This is a genomic window from Mycetocola saprophilus, assembly GCF_000718085.1.
Classification (GTDB): Bacteria; Actinomycetota; Actinomycetes; order Actinomycetales; family Microbacteriaceae; genus Mycetocola; species Mycetocola saprophilus.
In genome coordinates this window covers 543,555-562,371 of record NZ_JOEC01000002.1, presented here as the reverse complement: position 1 = coordinate 562,371, position 18,817 = coordinate 543,555, and the positions used below count along the sequence as shown (strand labels likewise).

Here is an 18,817-nt window from a genome sequence, read left to right as displayed (position 1 = left end):
TCGTAACACCACAAAAGTGTTACATCGAGCCGCGGCGGGCACAGGCCCGGCCGAGGCCACAAAACTACATCGAGCGGCGGGTGACCAGCGGCGCGCGCTGGAACTCCTTGAGGTCCGAGTATCCGGTGGTGGCCATCGCGCGACGCAGGGCGCCGGTGAGGTTCGCGGTGCCCTCGGAGCTGGATGCCGGGCCGTGGAAGATCTCCTCGAAGGTCCCCACGGTGCCCACCTCGACGCGGCGGCCACGCGGGACCTGCGGGTGGTAGGCCTCGGCACCCCAGTGGAAGCCGTGTCCGGGAGCGTCGGTCGCGCGGGCCAGGGTGGTGCCCAGCATCACGGCGTCGGCACCGCAGGCGATGGCCTTCACGATGTCGCCCGAGGAACCCAGGCCACCATCGGCGATGACCTGCACGTAGCGTCCACCGGACTCCACCATGTAGTCACGGCGAGCGCCGGCCACATCGGCGACGGCGGTGGCCATCGGCGCGTGGATTCCGAGAGTGGCGCGAGTATTCGAGGCCGCACCGCCGCCGAAGCCCACCAGCACACCAGCGGCACCGGTACGCATCAGGTGCAGGGCGGTGGTGTAGGTCGCGGCGCCACCCACGATGACCGGCACGTCGAGCTCGTAGATGAACTTCTTCAGGTTCAGCGGCTCGGACTCCTTGGAGACGTGCTCGGCGGACACGGTGGTGCCACGGATCACGAAGATGTCGACGCCCGCGGCAACCACGGTGTCGGAGAGCTCCTGGGTGCGCTGCGGCGAGAGCGCGGCGGCCACCGGGACACCGGCGGCGCGGATCTCGGCGATGCGCGCGGTCACCAGCTCGGGGATGATCGGGGCGGAGTAGATCTCCTGCATGCGCTTGGTGGCACGCTCGGCGGGCAGCTCGGCGATTTCGGCCAGCAGCAGCTCGGGGTTCTCGTAGCGGGTCCAGAGGCCCTCGAGGTCGAGAACTCCCAGGCCACCGAGCTTGCCGATGGTGATGGCCGAAGTCGGTGAGACCACCGAGTCCATGGGGGCGGCAATGAAGGGGGTGTCGAAGGTGAAGGCGTCGATCTCCCAGCTCACCGAGACGTCGCGGTGATCGCGGGTACGCCGGTCCGGGACGATGGCAACATCGTCGAATCCAAATACGCCACGGGCGCGCTTACCGACACCGATCTCAATTTCATTACTCACCCGTATAGCCTACCGTGCCCGGGCGGCTCGGCCCATCGAGTGCGCGCATTTGCCCAACAGCCGCGGGAACACGCGGGGCTCCGCGTCCGGAACCCCGCCGCCCGGTCAGCCCTGACGACCCTTGAAGCGCGGGTTGAGCTTATTGATCACGAACGTGCGGCCGCGGCGACGAACCACCTGCGATCCCGGCTGGTTTTTGAGCGACTTGAGCGACGAACGAACCTTCATCGAACTTCCTTACTATTGAGAACTGTTATCATTAACATACACCGACGATCCGCGTCGGAGAACAACAAGGGAGAATCGGTGGATCGGGTAGACGTGGTTGCGGTGGTCGGGGCGTGCGCGCCGGAACGGGCGCTGTATGCGCGCAGGCTGGCGGAGGAGTCCGGGCGCACGCTGATTCCCGCCGCCCACCTCAGCCGTCCATCCGCCGTGGATGCGCGCACCTGGGCCGAAACCGCGGCCGAGGGTACGGCCCGCGTGGACGTCTCGGCCGGGGTTGTGGTCGAGTGTCCGGCCACGGCCTCGGCGATCGACCTCATCGGTGCCCTCACCGACCCCGCCGCGGGTACCCGCCTGGGCGCGGTCATCTGCGTGGTGGATGCCGCCCACCTGCTGGATGATCTGGCCGCCGAAGACTTCATCGTGACCGCCCGCACCCGAGCTGGCCAGCCCCGCGAGTTCACCGCACGCGCCCTCCTCACGGTCACCCAGCTCGAGTACGCCTCGACCATCGTGCTGGTCAACTGGGACGTGCTCAGCACCCCCGACCTCTCGACCGTGATGGCGCTGGTGAGCACGCTGAGCCCGCGGGCCCGGCTGCGCCTGCACGTGAGCAGTATCGATCCGCTGACCGCGGGCCCGGCGTACGCCGCCGCCCAGGACCGCGCGGGATGGGTCGGCATCCTCAACGACGATGCCACCCCGCATATGACCGACCGCCGCGTCTGCTCGCTGCACTACCAGCAGCTGCGACCGCTCCATCCCGGACGGCTCCAACGGGTGCTGGATGACCGGATCGAACCGGGCGAATTTGGACTGATCGTCCGCTCCTCGGGATTCTGCCGCTTCGCCACCCGTCCCGGCGAGACGATGCAGTGGGAGCACGTGGGGTGCACGATCGCGTTCCAGGTCCTCTCGGATCACGACCGCCTGGTGGGCATCGACGATCATCCGGCCGCCGAGGAACTCATGTCCGTGGGCCAGGATCTGGCCTTCATCGGGCTCGATCTTGACCTCGATGCCCTCACCCGCGCGCTCGATGAGGCCGCCCTCACCGATGCCGAGCTCGAGGCCGGACCCGAGGCCTGGGCTCGGTTCCCCGACCCGTTCCCCACCTGGTCCCCCGCCGAAAATACCGCGGATTAGGGCGAGCGCCCGGGTAAGCTAGCCGCGGATGCAGTCGGGCATCCACCCCGGTCAAAGGAGTGTGCATTGCCCCCCTTGGTGCTTATCGGACTCGCGGCCGTTGCCCTGTGGTCACTCGTGTCCCACCGATTCGAGCGCTGGGGCATCGCGGGTCCGGCCGCGCTGATCGCCCTCGGTGCGCTGACCACCGGATGGAACGTTACGGCGTTTGCCGAGGCGATCGACACCCAGGTGAGCGCAAACGTGGTCGAGCTCATCCTCGCCATCCTGCTCTTCACCGACGCGATGGAGGTGCGCGGGCGGGGGCTGTTCGGCGGGGAACGAAACGCGACGCTCCGCCTCCTGCTCATCGCGCTCCCCCTCTCCATCCTGCTCGCGGCGGTGGTCAGCGTCTTCCTAATCCCCGATGCCCTGCTCGTGGCTCTGGTAATCGCCTGCATCGTGATGCCCATCGATCTGGCCCCCGCCGCCCGCATGCTAAAACTGGGTAGCCTGCCCCCGCGGGTACGTTCGATCCTGACCATCGAGGGTGGGTATAACGACGGACTGGTTGCCCCGTTCTTTGGAATGTCGCTGGCGATGGCGGTGGCAATCACCAAGGCGATCGACGCGCAGCCGGGGGATCAGAACAGGATTCTCGACCAGGGCATCGAGGACTTCGCCCGGGTGTTTGTGAACGCCGCGCCCTCCATCCTGGCGGCCATCGCCGTGGGCATCGCACTGGGAACCGGTCTCGGGCTGGCCGTGCGACGCCTGCACCGGGCCGGGTGGGCCAGCGATGCGGGGATCCGACTGGTCACCATGCTGCTCCCCCTGATCGCCTTCGGAATCACCACCAGCATCCCCGAGATAAATGCGAACGGTTTCGTGGCCGCGTTTGTGACCGGGCTCGCGTATCGCATCATGAGAACTCGCGGGATGGAGGTGCGGTCGATCCCGCACACCGAACTGCGGTTCATCGACGAGGTGGGGGTGCTCACCACCAACTTTGTCTGGTTCATGCTGGGCGGCACCATGCTGGTGGCCTTTTCGGGCGGGGTGGACTGGAGACTCATCGTCTTCGCGGTACTCGCGCTGACGGTGCTGCGCATCGGCCCGGTTTATCTCTCGCTGCTGCGGAGCACCGTGCCGCGCCGCGACCGGCTCCTGATCGGCGCGCTCGGCCCGCGCGGAACCGCCTCCATCGTGTTCACGCTGATCGCCTATAACGCGCTGCCCTCGGGCAGCATGGAGGCCGACTTTGTGCTGGTGGTCGCCGTCGCCACCGTGGTGGGGAGCGTCATCATCCACGGCGTGATCGCCCCGGCCCTGCTCGACGGATGGGGCCGCCGGCGCGGCTCGGTATCCGGCTAGGCCCCGCTCGACGGGGCGGCGATATCGCGGGTGCTCGCATCGGCACCCGCGAGCAGCTCGGTAATGGCCGCGGCCGCCGCCAGGAGCTCGTCGCGCACAAAACCGGCCGGATGGGTGCTCAGCGAGGTGGCCACATAGGGCACCGTCAGACAGGCGAGGGCGGCCCCCTCCCGGGAGAGGATCGGGGCACTGAGATCGGTGACCCCGGGGTAGAGCCCATCGGGCTGCTCGGCGATGCCGGCCGCGCGGATGACCGCCAGGGTCTCGGCCAACGCGGGATCCTCCGCGGCGGCCGAATCGGTGCCGCCCGCCCCGCCGGGACCGGCAAAGGCGAGCAGCACCCGACCGGCGTTGGTGCCGCGCAGGTCAAATTCCGCCCCCACCCGCACCCGGAACCCAAAGTCCCCGGGCCCGGCGGACTCGGCCAGGATCACCAGGTGATCCCCCGCCCGGTACCCCAGATTGCAGGACTGCCCCACGCTCGTGGCCAGGCGACGCATGATGGGCTGCGCGAGCCACACCAGCGAGCGAATCGGATCGTGCCGGTGGGCGAGCTCAAAGAGTCGTAGGCTCAGCGAGTACAGTCCCGAGCCCTCGTCCCGGGCAATGTAGCCGCGACGCTCCAGCACGCTGAGCACCCGAAAGATCTGCGCGGCAGACCTGCCCGTGCGCTGCGCGATCGCCTGCTGACTCACCGGCCCCGGGGTCTCGGCCAGAAACTCCAGGATGTCGAGCGCCTTCTCCACCGCCGGGGCGGCGTAGGCGGGCGCGGACTCGGCCGGGGACGCCGCGGCGGGATCGATGCTCATAGTGTTCGAGTGTACCGATCCCGCCGCGGTTTCCCGCGTGGGCCCGACGCTCATCGGTCGCCCATCTGCGCGGGCCTAGGCGAGCGAGCTGCCGAGCAGGGTCAGGGTCTGCCGGGCGATATCGCGGTTGATGTCATCGGGGACGGGCTGCGGACCGGTGGGCAGGTTCGCCGCGTGCAGGGCGATCCGCTCGAGCGAGAGGGCCTGCATCATGAAGCCCACATCCATCGACTCGATCGAGTTGCCGCGCGGCGCGGTTCCGGCCAGGTTGTACATGCGCCCGCCGGTCAGCAGATAGACGGTGCGGTCCTCGTCCAGGGTGACCGCGTCGATCTCCTCGGTGACCGGGGCCACGGTGCCCGCCGCGGTGAGCGCGGGCACGTCGATCTCCCAGGGGAAGTGGCCGATGTTGCCGAGGATCGTGCCGTCGCGCAGCAGATCAAAGTGCTCGGCGGTGAGAATTCCGGCGCGGCCGGTCGCGGTGATGATGACGTCGGCCGAGGGCACCAGGTCGGCCAGCGGCGCGACCCGGAATCCGTCAAACGCGGCCTCATAGGCGGCCAGCTCGTCCACCTCGGCCACCGACACCCGGCCACCCAGCGCGCGCAGGTACTGGGCGATTCCGCGTCCACACCAGCCGTATCCGGCCACCACGAAGCGACGCCCGGGCACCTGGACATTGGTCAGGCGCATGAAGGATTCCACCGCGCTCTGCCCCACCGCGTGCTTGTTCTCGCCGATGGCCTTGAGCGGGCTGTCGTTGATCACAATCACCGGGAAGGGCACCTCGCCGTTCATCTCCTCGCGCAGGCGGAACGCCCCCGAGGTGGTCTCCTCGGTGCCGCCGATCAGGGATCCCGAAAGCCCCTCGGTGACCGCGAGCGCGGCCAGGTCCGCTCCGTTATCCAGCAGGATCTGCGGGCGTTCGGCGATCGTGCGGGCCAGGTTGCGGTGGTGCTCCTCGATCGAGTCGTCGCGCCGGCCAAAGATGGTCATCCCGCGCTCCTGCAGCGCGGCAACCACGTCGTCCTGGGTCGACCCGTGGTTACCAGTTCCCACGATGCGGGCACCACCGGCGGCCAGGGTTTCCACCAGCACCGCGGTCTTGGGTTCCACGTGCAGCGACAGCCCGATCGTGATGCCCTCGAACGGACGCTCGGCGGCAAAGCGCTCGCGCAGGTTCGCCAGCATGCCCATCCGGGTGCGAATCCAGGCGATGCGGCGCTCTCCGGCGGCAGCCAGCTCGGCGCGACTCGGCGCGGTCCCAACAACGCTCTCCGCCGCGGCGGCAGCGTCCTCACGAGCAGCCAGCTCGGCGCGGCTGGACGCGGTCCCAACAACGCTCTCCGACGCGACGGCAGCGTCCTCACGAGCAGCCAGCTCGGCGCGACTCGGCGCGGTCCCAACAACGCTCTCCGACGAGACGGCAGCGTTGTCGAGAGCAGCCAGCTCGGCTGCCGGGGTCGGGTCGATGGGGGTGACGGCGGTGTCAGGGGTCGTGCTCACGGGTGCTCCTCGGTTCCGACCGGGACTGCCCCGGTCGGTTCGAGTCTGACACTCACTCCTCACATACGCAACTTAATTTCTTCTATGAAAACCAAACCGTGAGTTTATCGAATAACGATGGCAATCTTTGCCATCGTTGGTAGTCTCGGGTTATGGCCTCAATGAACATTTCCCTTACCGAATCGCTCAAGCAGTTCGTGGAATCCCAGGTTGGCGACAACGCACGCTATGGCAACGCCAGCGAGTTCATGCGTGATCTCATTCGCCGCGAGCAGGCGCGCTCCGAATTCCGGGCACTCATTCTGGAGGGAGCCTCGTCGGGCTCGGGGTCCGAAATCAACGAGGCCTACTTTGACCGACTCCGTTCGCGCATCACCGATGCGCGAAATTCCTCCTCATGAGGCGTCGAATCATCACAACGCTGAGCGCCGATCACGACATCGACGCCGCCGTCGACTATTACATTGAACACGAGGCGAACGATGCCGCCCTCCGTTTCGTCGATTCCCTCGAAGCGACACTGGAACTCCTCGCCGAGCACCCCTCACTCGGGTCCGCCCGATTCGCGGAGGATGCGGGAATCCCCGACCTGCTGAGCATCACCCTGCAACGATTTCCCTACACCGTCTTCTACACCGGCGAGTCCGACGTCCTTCGGGTTCATCGCGTACTCAATACCCAGCGCGACATTTTTGATGCTCTCGCTCACCGCTGAACCGCAATCGCGCCGTCGCGGCGGCCGCTGGCCTTAGCGCACCCCTACACCCGCGAAGCCTGCCAGTCACGCGCCAGGCGCACCAGGGCGTCGATCACGATCGCGGTGGCGGCGACCGGTTCACGCTTGGTCGCGCGGTGACGCAGGGTCAGCGAGCGAGTCCCGAGGCCCGGCATCTCGCGCACCGAAACCCCGGCCGGGAGCGCCTCCTGCAGCGCCAGATCGGGGAGCAGGGTCACCCCCTGCCCAGCCGAAACCAGCGAGAGGGCGGCGGGGAAGTCCTCGTAACCGTGAACCGGCACGGAAGTGACCCCCAGCCGGATCCGCGCCCGCTCGACCGCCCGAGCCGATGCCCCCTCGGCGGCCACCCCGAGCCAGGGCAGCGCCACCAGCTCATCCAGGCTCAGATCCGCCGGGGTCGCCTGCGGGACCACGAGCCGCCACGGATCATCCAGCAGCGGGACGTCCCGGGTGTAGGCGGGCGAGCCTTCATCGAGCTCGCGGTCGAAGATGATCAGGTCGGCCTCCCCGCTGCGCAGCATCCGCGGGAGGCGCAGGGTTGAGGCGTCGTGCAGGCGCAGCTCGATTCCGGGCAGGGAGTCCAGCAGCTGCGCCAGGTGCGGCACGATCAACCCCGAGAGCACCGTCTGAAACGCCCCGATCGACACCGATCCGGTCACCTCCTGCTGCGCCTCGATCAAACGCCCGCGCGCATCGGTGAGCTCACGCTCGATGCTTTCGGCGGCCTCCACCAGGATCCTTCCCGAGAGAGTCAGGGTCACCCCGCGCGGTCCCCGATCCAGCAGGGCGACCCCCTGTTCGCGCTCCAAACGGGAGATCTGCTGGGACACCGCGGACGCCGTCACATGCAGCGAATCGGCGGCCGCCAGGATGCTGCCGTGCCGGGCAACGGCGAGCAAAAAGGTGAGTCGGGTCGAATCAATGTCTGCCATAAGTAAAGCTTATGTCCAAGATCACAAAACGTTATTTGTACTTAGGTCGGAAATCACCGAAACTTATTTCTCGGCACCCCAATTGCCGCCACCCCCACTCGATCCTCTGCCCCCGAAAGTACCCCGTGGATTTCTCGCTTCTCATCGTTGCCGCCGGTTGGATCGGCGCCATCCTCACCGTCGCCGCCTACGGCCTGCTCAGCGCGGGCAAGCTCGCCGCGGATTCACCCTGGTTCCAGGTGGGCAACATCGTGGGTGCGGGCATGCTGCTGATCAGCGCGGCCTCCAACGGCGCGTGGCCCTCGGCGGTGGTTAACGGCATCTGGATCGTGATCGGGCTGCAGGCCTCGGTCATGCTGGTGCGTCGCGCCCGGCAGCGCGCCCGCTCGGCCGCAAGCGACCCGATGACCGACGCCCTCCCCACCATCACCTCCACCGGAACCGGCACCGTGCCCGTGATCGGCGAGCAGTCCGACCACTCCGACGAGATCCTGCCGCCCACCGTGGCCATCCCGGTCATCACCGCGGCGATGCTCGCCGAGGAGCACGCCCGCCGCGAGGCCCTGACGGACGCCGCCCACGAGCGCACCGACACCGGCCGCGTGTCGATCAGCGTCTAGCGAATCGCACGGCCCCCGCGTTCGGCATGGCCGCACGCGGGGGCCGTGTGCATCCCCGTGCATGTTGTCCCATACCCGCGCATAGGGTGCCGGGTGCGGCGTGATTCCGGGACTGTTTGATCAATTTGCCCGCCTATCAGACACCCCTCGAACGTGGGTCAGGCGAAAAATGAGCAACCGTTCGTGCAATTCGGGCCGGGACGGTGCAGAATGAGCATTATGAGCACGTCCCCTACGCCTCGCCCCGCACGCCCGCAGACCGTCCTTGAGGTGGTCGCGCGCAACTGGCTGACCCCGCACCTCGTGCGCCTCACCCTCGGTGGCCCCGGGTTCGACGATTTTGTCTCCAACGACGCCACCGATAAGTACATCAAGATTTTCTTCACCAAGCCCGAGCTTGAGCTGGAGCCGCCCTACGACGTGGCCGCGCTGCGCGAAACCCTCGACCCCGAGGACCTTCCGGTCACCCGCACCTACACCGTGCGCCGGGTGAACGCCGAGGAGCGCACCCTGGATGTGGACTTCGTGGTGCACGGCGACGAGGGCCTCGCCGGCCCCTGGGCCGCGAACGCCGCCCTCGGCGACCGCGTGGTTTTCGCCGGTCCCGGTGGTGCCTACTCCCCCGACCTCGAGGCCGATTGGCACCTGTTTGTCGGCGACGAGTCGGCCTTCCCGGCGATTGCCGCGGCGGCGGAATCCCTCCCCGAGGACGCCCGCGGCATCGTCGTGGTCGAGATCGAATCCGAGGATGACCGCCCGACCCTCGCCGGTCCCGACGGCGTGGCCGTCCACTGGATCATCCGCGGCGAGCGCACCGAGGACACCCCGCGCCTACTCGCCGACGCCGTTCGATCCCTCGCCTGGCTCGAGGGCCGTGTGCACGTGTTTGCCCACGGCGAGCGCGAATCGATGAAGGCGCTACGCGAGGTGTTCATTACCGAGCGTGAGCTCGACCGCTCCCAGCTCTCGCTCTCCGGCTACTGGGCTCACGGCCGCGCCGAGGACCGCTTCCAGGCCGAAAAGCGCGAGCCGATCGGCAAGATTTTCCCCGCCTAGGACATCGCTCGGGGCGAACACCCACACCTAGACGTATACCCCTTGGGGGTATAGCCTGGGTGCCATGACCGACGAGCAGAACACCCAGCGCTCTCCCGGGAGTACCGGAGAGAATCCGCACCACCACGCCCACTCCGAGCACGGACGGGGAGGCGTCCCTGTCGAGCCTGCCTCCGGCGGGCACGAGGATCACGAGAGCCACGCGGGTCACGGCGGGCATGCGGGTCACGGCGAGCATGCGGGTCACGGCGGGCATGCCGGACACGTGGCCGCGTTCCGTCGCCTGTTCTGGATCATGCTGGTCTTCGCCCTCCCTGTTGTCACCCTCTCGGGCATGTTTGCCCACATCCTCGGCTATGACCTGCCCAATCTCCCCGGAATCACCTGGGTGTCCCCGATCCTCGGGACCGTCATGTACGTCTGGGGCGGCAAGCCCTTCCTGACCGGAGCGGTGGACGAGCTGCGAGCCCGCAAGCCGGGCATGATGCTCCTGATCACGCTGGCCATCACCGTCGCCTTCCTCTCGTCCTGGGGGTCGAGTCTCGGGCTGATCAGCCATGAGCTGGACTTCTGGTGGGAGCTCGCGCTGCTGATCGTGATCATGCTGCTGGGGCACTGGATCGAGATGCGCTCCCTCGCGCAGACCTCCTCGGCCCTGGACTCGCTGGCGGCCCTGCTGCCCGACGAGGCCGAGCGGGTCATCGAAGCCACCGCCTCCACGCACGACGGGCATAATGCGGGCGCACCGGGGGCCGAGCGGCTCGAGCGGGTCTCCCCGAGCGTCCTCGCCGTGGGCGATCTGCTGATCGTCCGCCCCGGCGGCCGGGTCCCCGCCGATGCGCGGATCGAATCCGGGTCCGCGGACATGGACGAGTCGATGATCACCGGCGAATCCCGCGCGGTACATCGCGCCCCCGGAGACACCGTAATCGCCGGCACCGTGGCCACCGATTCGGGCCTGCGGGTCCGCGTCACCGCGGTGGGCGGAAACACCGCCCTGGCCGGGATTCAGCGCCTGGTGGCCGATGCCCAGGCCTCGTCCTCCCGCGCCCAGCGCCTGGCCGATCGCGCCGCCGGCTGGCTGTTCTGGTTCGCGCTGGGATCCGCGGTCCTCACCGCGCTGGTCTGGACCCTGCTCGGGATGCCCGATGACGCGGTGGTGCGCACGATCACCGTGCTGGTCATCGCCTGCCCACACGCGCTGGGTCTGGCGATCCCGCTGGTCGTGTCGATCGCCACCGAGCGGGCGGCCCGCGGCGGCATCCTGATCACCGACTGGCTCGCCCTGGAGAGCATGCGCGCGGTCGGCAGCGTGCTGTTTGACAAGACCGGAACCCTGACCCGCGGGGAACCCCGGGTCGAGGAGATCGCGGTCACCGAGGGTGCCGGGCTCGACGAGCATGCGGTGCTGGCGCTGGCCGCCGCGGCCGAGTCGGACTCCGAGCATCCGTTGGCCCGCGCCATCGTGGCGGCCGCCGGCGAGCGACACCTCACCCTGGAACGCGCGAGCGACTTTACCTCCGCCCCGGCGCTGGGGGTGCGGGCCCGGGTGGGCGCGCGGGAGCTCGGCGTGGGCGGTCCGGGACTGCTCCGTGAGTATGAGGCACCGGAGCTTCCCACGGCGGATGACTGGCGCGCGCAGGGTGCGATCATCCTGCACGTGCTCGCCGATGGGGTGGTGATCGGCGCGCTCAAGCTCGCCGACGAGGTCCGCCCGGAATCCCGCGAGGCCGTGGAGGCGCTGCAGCACCTGGGCATCGAACCGGTCATGATCACCGGGGATGCCGAGGCGGTGGCGCACGCGGTCGCCGCCGAGCTCGGCATCACCCGGGTGTTTGCCGGGGTGCGTCCCGAGGACAAGGCGGCCCGGGTGGCCGAGCTACAGGCCGAGGGACGGGTCGTGGCAATGGTTGGCGACGGCGTCAACGATGCCCCGGCCCTCGCCCGGGCGGACGTGGGTATCGCGATCGGCGCGGGCACGGATGTGGCCATCGCCTCGGCCGGGGTGATCCTGGCCAGCGACGATCCCCGCTCGGTCCTCTCGGTGATCGAGCTCTCCCGCGCCAGCTACCGCAAGATGAGCCAGAACCTCTGGTGGGCCGCGGGCTACAACCTGCTGTCGGTCCCGCTCGCGGCCGGGGTGCTCGCGCCGATCGGGTTTGTGCTGCCGATGTCGGTGGGGGCGATCCTGATGTCGCTGTCCACGATCATCGTGGCCGCCAACGCCCAGCTGCTGCGCCGCCTCGACCTCTCCCCCGAGGCCGGGGTTCGGGCTGCCCGCACACGCGGCCGAGCCCGCTAACCGAGGCCACCGCCCGAGGACGCCAACCGGAGTCTCTCACCGTGCCTGCCAACCGGGCCCGGCGACCCCACCCGACAGGGTACACAAAGGCCCCGCGCCACCGAGGTGACGCGGGGTCCGGGCGCTCGCGAGCCAGGCGCGGGTTAGCGCAGGTCCATCACGATGCGGCCATCGATCGCGCCACGCTTCATCCGGTCAAACACCGAGTTGATGTCGTCCAGCTTGGCGGTCTCCACGGTCGGTACAACCTTGCCGTCGGTGTAGAACTGAACGGCCTCGATCATGTCCTGACGGGTTCCCACGATCGATCCCCGGATGGTGAGTCCGCGCAGCACGATGTCGAAGATGTTGGCGGGGAAGTCCCCCGGGGGCAGGCCGTTGAAGACGATGGTGGCACCGCGACGGGCAATCGCCAGGGCCTGGGCGAAGGCCTGCGGGTGCACGGCGGTGACCAGCACGCCGTGGACGCCGCCGGTCTGCTCCTGAATCACGGCGGCGGGATCCTCGGTCAGCGCGTTGACGGTCACCACGGCGCCGTGGTGACGGGCGAGCTCCAGCTTGGCGTCGTCCACGTCGATGGCCACAACCTTGAAGCCCATCGCCACCGCATACTGCACGGCGATGTGGCCGAGGCCGCCGATTCCGGAGATCGCGACCCACTGGCCCGGACGCGCGTCGGTGACCTTGAGACCCTTGTACACGGTCACGCCGGCGCAGAGGATCGGGGCGATTTCCACCGGGTCCACGTCGGGATTCAGGCGGGCGGCGTAGGTGGCGTCGACGAGCATGTACTCGCCGAAGCTGCCATCCACCGAGTAGCCGCCGTTCTGCTGCTTCTCGCACAGGGTCTCCCACCCGGTGCGGCAGTACTGACAGGTGCCACAGGCGGACCACAGCCAGGCGTTGCCCACGAGGTCACCCACGGCCAGATCGGAGACGCCCTCGCCCACGGCGACGACGGTGCCCACACCCTCGTGCCCGGGGATCAGCGGGGACTTCGGGGCGACCGGCCAGTCCCCCTGCACGGCGTGCAGATCGGTGTGGCAGACCCCGGTGGTGAGAACCTTCACCAGCGCCTGGCCCGGCCCCGGAGTCGGGACGGTGACCTGATCAATGGTGAGGGGTGCCCCGGCGGAGTGGGCGACGGCGGCGCGCATCGTGTTCGACACGTTTACTCCAATCGTATGGAAATGATTCACCCCACCGTGATGACGGATTCGGGGCGATGACCCGTTGGTCACCCCCATGCTAGAACCGCCCAGGTTGCAATCGATTGCGACCTATAACCGATGTCATGAAAAGCTGTTTTTGCCGTCGGTGCTCCCCTAGACTGGCCATGAGCGCTGCCCGCCATCCGGGGTGTGACCACCCTGTCGGCGGGCCCAGGGTCGCGACCATCGGGGTCGTCCAGAGCACGGCGAAGGGACACAGTTGTGTGGTCTACGGTTTCCTCCACCCCCGGGCAGAGCGAGCTGGTCCGCCAGTCGTGGAGCCGATCGGCCGCACACCGGGTGGATCCGGCCGGTGGTCCCGGACGCCGCCTACTCGACCCCGACGAGCTGCGGGATCGACGCGCGGCCAGCCCGCTCACCGGCCTGATTCCGATCGCCCGAGCCCTCCTGCTGGGCGAAAATGCACGCGACGGTGACGCCCTGGTGGCCCTCGGCGATGCCGACGGGACCCTGCTGTGGGTCGAGGGCGACCACGATCTGCGGGCCGCGGCCGAGTCGATGTCCTTCCTCCCGGGAACCGACTGGTCCGAGGCCGCGATGGGTACCAGCGCCCCGGGCACCGCGCTCGCGCTCGAACGTCCGGTGCGGGTGCACCACGGCGAACACTTTGCCTGGTCGGCACGGTCCTGGAGCTGCCTGGCCGTGCCGCTGCGCGATCCCGAAACCGGCACCGTGCTCGGGGTGCTGGACCTGACCGATCGCACCGGGAACATTCGCACCCATGGCGAGCGCCTGCTGATCGCGACCGCGTATGCGCTGCAACAGGAGCTCCTGGTGCGCCGGCTGCGTGTGAGCGGCGGCACGCCACGACTGCTGGCCGAGGGGTTGTCCGCGGATGTAGCCCCGCGCGCTCACGCTCGGGTGCCGTCCTCGGACGCGACGCCGTCCCGCGCCCTTGGCCTGGAGGTTCTGGGACGGGACCTGGGGATCCTGCGGGGCCCCGACGGCGAGGCCCGGCTGAGCGCCCGGCACGCCGAGATCCTGACCCTGCTGTCCTGGCACCCGCAGGGACTCACCGCCGAACGCCTGGCGGATCTGCTGTATGAGCGCGAGGCGCCCCTGGTCACCCTGCGGGCCGAGATCGTCAGGCTTCGCCGGGTCCTCGCCTCGGTGGGGGTCACCACGCTGGGCACCCGGCCCTACCGCCTGGACCCCGGGCTGGACAGCGACGTACGCCGGGTGCTGTGTCTGCTGGATCGCGGGGCTCACCGGCAGGCACTCGCCGCGCTAACCGGAGATGTGCTGCCCTCCTCGCGCGCCCCGGGGATCCTGACCATCCGCGACCAGGTGCGGGAACGGCTGCGCGAGTCTCTGCTGGCGGGTGCCGCGGTGGAGCCCCTGCTGGAGTTCGCCCGTGGACCGCACGGAATCGATGATCTTGAGGTGTGGCGGATGTGCCTCCAGCTGCTGCCCGCGTGCTCGCCGCGGCGGGCCGGGGTGCTGAGCGAGATCACCCGCATCACCGATGAACTCGACGGACCGCCACACGGATAATCCTCACCTCCGCGCCCCGAGACCATAGGACGCCGCGGCATGCGGTATCCGACAGTCCCGCCCGGAGGATCCGGACGCTGCCTATGCTGACGGCATGAAACTCAGCATGTTTGCCGACGCCGCACTGCGGGCGATGGTCATGCTTGCGGCGCTGCCTCCCGGCGAGATCCGCACGGCCCGCGAGGTCGCCGAGGTGATCGAGGTACCGGTGACCCACCTGAGTAAGGCCATCTCGCGGCTCTCCGATTTCGGCCTGGTCGAGGTGGCTCGCGGTCGCTACGGCGGTGCCCAGCTGACCGCCGCGGGGCGGGCCGCGAGCGTGGGGGCGGTCCTGCGCCGCCTCGATCCCCGCACCGACGTGGCCGAGTGTGTGAGCACCGACGGTCATCGCTGCCCACTGATCGCCGACTGTGCGCTGAAAACCATCCTTGCCGAGGCCCGGGAGGCGTTTTATCGGTCGCTGGATCGCCACCTGATTGTCGATTTGCCCACGCCCCGGCAGATCGCGCTGGTCTTTCCGCCGCCGCCCGTGTGCACCCCCGTCTAGGCCAGCCGTCAAACCGGACCGCCTGGTCCAAGTTGGTGCGCCAACGCAGGCATCAGGATCCGCCAGCACCCTCGAAAACCATGCCGGGAGGCAGCAAGCTGCTCATGTACGCATTACAAATGCGCAAATGATGCCCGTTTCAACCGAAAGGGAAACCTTGCTCTCCTCCACCTCCCGTCCGCTGATCGAGGCGACCCTGCCGTTGATTGCCGAGCGGATCGAATTCATCACCCCCGCGTTCTACCAGCGCATGTTCGCCGCCCACCCCGAGCTGCTCGACGGCATGTTCAACACCGCAAATCAGGGCACCGGGGAGCAGCCGCGGGCCCTCGCCGGGAGCATCGCCGTGTTTGCCACCCACCTCCTGAACAACCCGGGCACCTACCCCGAGGCCCTGCTCTCGCGCATCGCCCACCGCCACGCCTCGCTGGGGGTCACCCCCGACCAGTACGACATCGTCTACACCCACCTGTTTGATGCCATCGCCGCCGACCTCGGCGAGGCCATCACCGCGCCGATCGCCGCCGCCTGGAGCGAGGTGTACTGGCTGATGGCTCACGCCCTGATCAAGCTCGAACGCGATCTCTACGCGAGCCAGGCGAATGATCGGGTGTGGATGCCGTGGACAATCTCCGAGCGGATCGAGGTAGGCAACGCCGTCAACATCACCTTCACCCCGGCCGATGACACCCCGATTACCCCGGCCCGACCCGGCCAGTACGTCAGCGTCAAGGTGCTCCTGGACTCGGGCATTCACCAGGCCCGGCAGTTCACCCTGACCAGCCCCGGCGGGGCCGAGCGACGCATCACCAGCCGACGCCGCGACGACGGTGCCGTCTCCCCGATCCTTCAGGACCGGATGCCCGTGGGGAGCGTGGTGGAGCTCTCCAACCCCTACGGCGACGTGGTCCTCCCCGCGGGTGATCACCCGTTGATCCTGGTCTCCGCGGGCATCGGTTCAACCCCCAGCGCCTCGATGCTGCGCACCCTGGCCCTGGCGAAATCCCCCCGACGCGTCCACGTGCTGCACACCGATATCTCCCCCGAGGTGTGGGCGCTGCGCGATCAGATGATGACCGACATCGCCCGTTTGCCCGGTGCCAGCGTGCACACCTGGCTGGGCGAGGGCAGCGGCCTCGCCATCGAACTGGCCGACCACAACATTCCCGCCGATGCCGAGCTGTTTGTCTGTGGACCGCAGCCCTTCATGCGCCGCATCCGCGAGCAGGCGCTGGCCCTGGGCCTGCCCGCCAGCCGGGTGCACTACGAAATCTTCGGCCCCGACGTGTGGCTGCCGCAGGTCGACTAGCCGCCAAAAGGCGGGCCGGTGATCGTGATCACCGGCCCGCCTTTTGGGTTTAGAGCGCCCGTATCTCGGGATAGGCATAGGTTTCGTCGAGGATCTCGCTGCCCGGAATATAGAAGCGCATCACCAGCCGGAACCGTTCCGCCGGGGTGGGGAGCCAGTTGGCACGCGCCTCGGGATCGGTGGGTTCGACATGGGAGAGGATCACGTCCAGCGATCCGTCCGGTCCAACGTGCAGCCCCGCCGTGCGATCGCCGATCGAGTAGCGGTCGATCGGGTTGTCCACCAGGTAGTAGCGGGGAATGTCGTACAGGGTGATCGACCAGAATGCGCCGACCGGCGGGCGACCCGGGAAGTGGATCCGATACGTGGATTCCCCCACGAGTGGTGCCCCGGTGATGTCGGTGAATGCCTGGGCATACACGGCCTCATAGGCGTGATTACCCCACAGGCCCAGCCGGCAACTGATCGCCCGGTCGAGGACGCGGCGATCAGGATCGGTGGTCAGCCAGCGCGGCTCCGCGACGGTGCCAAGACCCAGCACGTGCACGTTGTAGTCAAACAGGTGCATGCCCACACCCCAGCCGTTGAAGAACGGTGAATCCCCCGTGGTGGTGGCGAGTTCCAGGTCGGCGACCCCCTGGGTGAAGGTCTCGGTATACCGGTCCGGGGTGGGGATCGGATACTCGGCGGCGAGCGCCGCATCGGCCTCGGACACCGGGAAGCGGGCGGCCCAGGCCGCGGCCTGACGCCAGAACAGTGCGGCCTCGGCATCGGCCGCGGCTCGGGCTGCATCCTGGGCCTCAGCCCCCGGTTCGGTGTCGGTCGCAGCCTCCGCTTCGGCTTCGGGTTCGGCACGTCTTACCGTTGCCGCGACCTCGGGGATGCCCCGTCCACTCGCGTCCGGATCCAGCGGGGTCAGCAGCGTCGCGTCCTGCAGCCGGTGCACCGCGGGCAGATCCGCGGGCCCGGTGCACGCAAACCGTCCCACGATCGAGATGATATCGGTCGAGGCGCGGATGAGGGGCAGGTCGCTCTCCCCGCTCCATCCCGGGGGCACAATCAAAAAGGATCCGGCGGCGTTACCGGTGGCCCGGGTCCCCACATAGGCGATGTTGTTGGTCCAGGCGTCCACAAACTGCAGCACAAAATAGCGCTCACCGAATTCGGGGGTGTCCAGTCGGACCGGCCCGACCGAGAGGTCCAGCTGCGCCATCGAATAGACGGTGTCGTTGTTGATCGTGACAAACGTGTCCTGCGGCCCGGCGAGGGTGCGGGCATGGGAGAAGGTGTTGGCCTGGGCGGCGGGATTGGACCCGATGCCGGTGGTCAGATAGCGGGTCACCTGACGCAGGTTTTCCACCAGCGGGTAGTGGAACAGATAGGCGCTGGGGCGAGGTTCGGTGCTCATGCTGCGGACTCCGTGCGGGTCGGGGCGGGCAGCACCCAGGTGCCGTCCACGATCTCGGGGCGCGGCTGATAGAAGCGCACCAGGTAGTTCCAGCCGGGCATGATGCCCAGCTCGTTGGGGGCGCCCGTGGCGGCCGGGGCAAAGCGGACGGTAACCGAACCATCGGGGTTTGCCTCCCCGGTCACGCTGTTGACGCTGGTCAGGGTTCCCTCGATGGGTTCAAAGTAGCCCTCGGCGTTGTACAGCGAGACCGACCAGAACGCGTCCACGGGAACATCGCGCAGGGTCAGTTCGTAGCCGGCCAGCGGCAGGGAATCGTCCACGTTGATGTAGAAGGCCTCGCTCTCGGGCAGGCCTCCCCAGCCGGTGGCGGCGCCGATCAGGTGACGAATCGGATCCACCTCGTCGCGCGGACCAAAGGCGCCATCGAATCCGGCAAATCCGCGCCCCAATTCCAGCAGCGCATCGCGGGTCCGAGTCAGGGATTCGGGCTCGTAGTCGGGCAGCTCAAACGCCCGCGCGGCCCCGGCACTCGCCGCGAATCCGTCCTGCACCCGGTTGGCCTCGGCCACATCCGCGGGGTCTTCGGGGTCCACCAGTACCCGGACGGCCACCAGCGCATAGTCGGTGCCCACCTCGGCGCGGGTAATCTCATGGGTTCCCGCCTCGTGGAATACCCGGGGCGTGTACTGGTCCTGGCTGATCAGCGCGGCCGACAGGTAGCGCCCGCCCGCATCGGGCAGGGTCAGGGTGGCCCCGGCGCTCACGTCCAGGATGATCGAGCTGTAGAGGGTGTCGCGGTTCTGGCGAATGACCCGCTGGTCATCCAGCGCGGACGGGGCACGGTGGTGCACCCAGTGTCCCACCCCCGGCGTCCCAGCCAGCAGCGCGGCGAACATCCGGTTGGATTCGGCACGAACAAAATTATCGACGGTTACCCGGGTCGCGGTCATGGTCTT

The 18,817-nt window shown here is 68.4% G+C and carries 18 protein-coding genes; 10 read left to right on the top strand and 8 right to left on the bottom strand.

All coding sequences use genetic code 11. The annotated features are described in order from the left end of the window. Window positions 1-64: 64 nt before the first annotated feature. Both IE92_RS0108460 and ykgO read right to left on the bottom strand, forming a co-directional pair. The gene (locus tag IE92_RS0108460; RefSeq protein ID WP_030148065.1) at window positions 65-1,183 is read right to left on the bottom strand and encodes a GuaB3 family IMP dehydrogenase-related protein; all 1,119 of its coding nucleotides are present in this window, start codon (window positions 1,181-1,183) and stop codon (window positions 65-67) included. 105 nt (window positions 1,184-1,288) lie between these two features. Continuing rightward, entirely contained in the window at window positions 1,289-1,411 is a 123-nt protein-coding gene (gene ykgO / locus IE92_RS0108455) for a type B 50S ribosomal protein L36 (protein ID WP_030148064.1), read from the bottom strand. A gap of 78 nt (window positions 1,412-1,489) precedes the next feature. Here ykgO and IE92_RS0108450 point away from each other — a divergent pair, with 78 nt between their 5' ends. Both IE92_RS0108450 and IE92_RS0108445 read left to right on the top strand, forming a co-directional pair. Next, window positions 1,490-2,554: a GTP-binding protein gene (locus IE92_RS0108450; RefSeq protein ID WP_030148063.1), complete on the top strand. Its 1,065-nt coding sequence runs from the start codon at window positions 1,490-1,492 to the stop codon at window positions 2,552-2,554. Window positions 2,555-2,620: 66 nt separating this feature from the next. Continuing rightward, window positions 2,621-3,907, top strand: a complete 1,287-nt coding sequence (locus IE92_RS0108445) for a cation:proton antiporter domain-containing protein (protein ID WP_043321590.1) — start codon at window positions 2,621-2,623, stop codon at window positions 3,905-3,907. On the opposite strand, the gene IE92_RS16615 is transcribed toward IE92_RS0108445, so the two are convergent. Then, window positions 3,904-4,716 (bottom strand): IclR family transcriptional regulator, encoded by an 813-nt coding sequence (locus tag IE92_RS16615; protein ID WP_051701676.1) that lies wholly within the window; start codon window positions 4,714-4,716, stop codon window positions 3,904-3,906. The genes IE92_RS0108445 and IE92_RS16615 overlap by 4 nt on opposite strands. Window positions 4,717-4,791: 75 nt before the next feature. Next, a complete protein-coding gene (locus IE92_RS0108435) occupies window positions 4,792-6,222 on the bottom strand; it encodes an adenosylhomocysteinase (RefSeq protein WP_245601246.1) in 1,431 nt (476 codons plus the stop codon). Window positions 6,223-6,374: 152 nt separating this feature from the next. Between IE92_RS0108435 and IE92_RS0108430 the strand changes: the two genes are divergently transcribed. Continuing rightward, window positions 6,375-6,623 (top strand): ribbon-helix-helix domain-containing protein, encoded by a 249-nt coding sequence (locus tag IE92_RS0108430; protein ID WP_030148059.1) that lies wholly within the window; start codon window positions 6,375-6,377, stop codon window positions 6,621-6,623. Continuing rightward, window positions 6,620-6,937, top strand: coding sequence for a type II toxin-antitoxin system RelE/ParE family toxin (locus IE92_RS0108425; protein ID WP_051701677.1), 318 nt, complete (start codon window positions 6,620-6,622; stop codon window positions 6,935-6,937). Before IE92_RS0108430 ends, IE92_RS0108425 begins: the two co-directional genes overlap by 4 nt. A 44-nt stretch (window positions 6,938-6,981) precedes the next feature. On the opposite strand, the gene IE92_RS0108420 is transcribed toward IE92_RS0108425, so the two are convergent. After that, window positions 6,982-7,890 (bottom strand): LysR family transcriptional regulator, encoded by a 909-nt coding sequence (locus tag IE92_RS0108420; RefSeq protein WP_030148057.1) that lies wholly within the window; start codon window positions 7,888-7,890, stop codon window positions 6,982-6,984. 125 nt (window positions 7,891-8,015) lie between these two features. Here IE92_RS0108420 and IE92_RS17295 point away from each other — a divergent pair, with 125 nt between their 5' ends. From IE92_RS17295 to IE92_RS0108405, 3 genes are all read left to right on the top strand, one after another. Further along, complete coding sequence (locus IE92_RS17295; protein WP_051701678.1) at window positions 8,016-8,510, top strand: CBU_0592 family membrane protein; 495 nt, start codon at window positions 8,016-8,018, stop codon at window positions 8,508-8,510. 219 nt (window positions 8,511-8,729) lie between these two features. Then, on the top strand, window positions 8,730-9,566 hold the full coding sequence (locus IE92_RS0108410; protein WP_043321592.1) for a siderophore-interacting protein: 837 nt from the start codon (window positions 8,730-8,732) through the stop codon (window positions 9,564-9,566). Window positions 9,567-9,630: 64 nt separating this feature from the next. Next, complete coding sequence (locus IE92_RS0108405; protein WP_051701679.1) at window positions 9,631-11,868, top strand: heavy metal translocating P-type ATPase; 2,238 nt, start codon at window positions 9,631-9,633, stop codon at window positions 11,866-11,868. A gap of 143 nt (window positions 11,869-12,011) precedes the next feature. On the opposite strand, the gene adhP is transcribed toward IE92_RS0108405, so the two are convergent. Then, a complete protein-coding gene (adhP, locus tag IE92_RS0108400) occupies window positions 12,012-13,025 on the bottom strand; it encodes an alcohol dehydrogenase AdhP (protein WP_030148053.1) in 1,014 nt (337 codons plus the stop codon). Window positions 13,026-13,301: 276 nt separating this feature from the next. On the opposite strand from adhP, the gene IE92_RS0108395 reads away from it, so the two are divergent. The 3 genes from IE92_RS0108395 to IE92_RS0108385 all read left to right on the top strand — a co-directional run bounded on the left by IE92_RS0108395 (window position 13,302) and on the right by IE92_RS0108385 (window position 16,450). Continuing rightward, the gene (locus tag IE92_RS0108395) at window positions 13,302-14,594 is read left to right on the top strand and encodes a GAF domain-containing protein (RefSeq protein WP_051701680.1); all 1,293 of its coding nucleotides are present in this window, start codon (window positions 13,302-13,304) and stop codon (window positions 14,592-14,594) included. A 94-nt stretch (window positions 14,595-14,688) separates the two neighbouring features. Further along, window positions 14,689-15,141, top strand: coding sequence for an RrF2 family transcriptional regulator (locus tag IE92_RS0108390; protein WP_030148051.1), 453 nt, complete (start codon window positions 14,689-14,691; stop codon window positions 15,139-15,141). Window positions 15,142-15,298: 157 nt separating this feature from the next. Beyond that, on the top strand, window positions 15,299-16,450 hold the full coding sequence (locus IE92_RS0108385; protein ID WP_030148050.1) for a globin domain-containing protein: 1,152 nt from the start codon (window positions 15,299-15,301) through the stop codon (window positions 16,448-16,450). A gap of 49 nt (window positions 16,451-16,499) precedes the next feature. On the opposite strand, the gene IE92_RS0108380 is transcribed toward IE92_RS0108385, so the two are convergent. Further along, window positions 16,500-17,858: a DUF1254 domain-containing protein gene (locus IE92_RS0108380; RefSeq protein ID WP_030148049.1), complete on the bottom strand. Its 1,359-nt coding sequence runs from the start codon at window positions 17,856-17,858 to the stop codon at window positions 16,500-16,502. Then, entirely contained in the window at window positions 17,855-18,811 is a 957-nt protein-coding gene (locus IE92_RS0108375; RefSeq protein ID WP_030148048.1) for a DUF1254 domain-containing protein, read from the bottom strand. The genes IE92_RS0108380 and IE92_RS0108375 overlap by 4 nt, the downstream gene beginning before the upstream one ends. Between the last annotated feature and the right edge of the window lie 6 nt (window positions 18,812-18,817).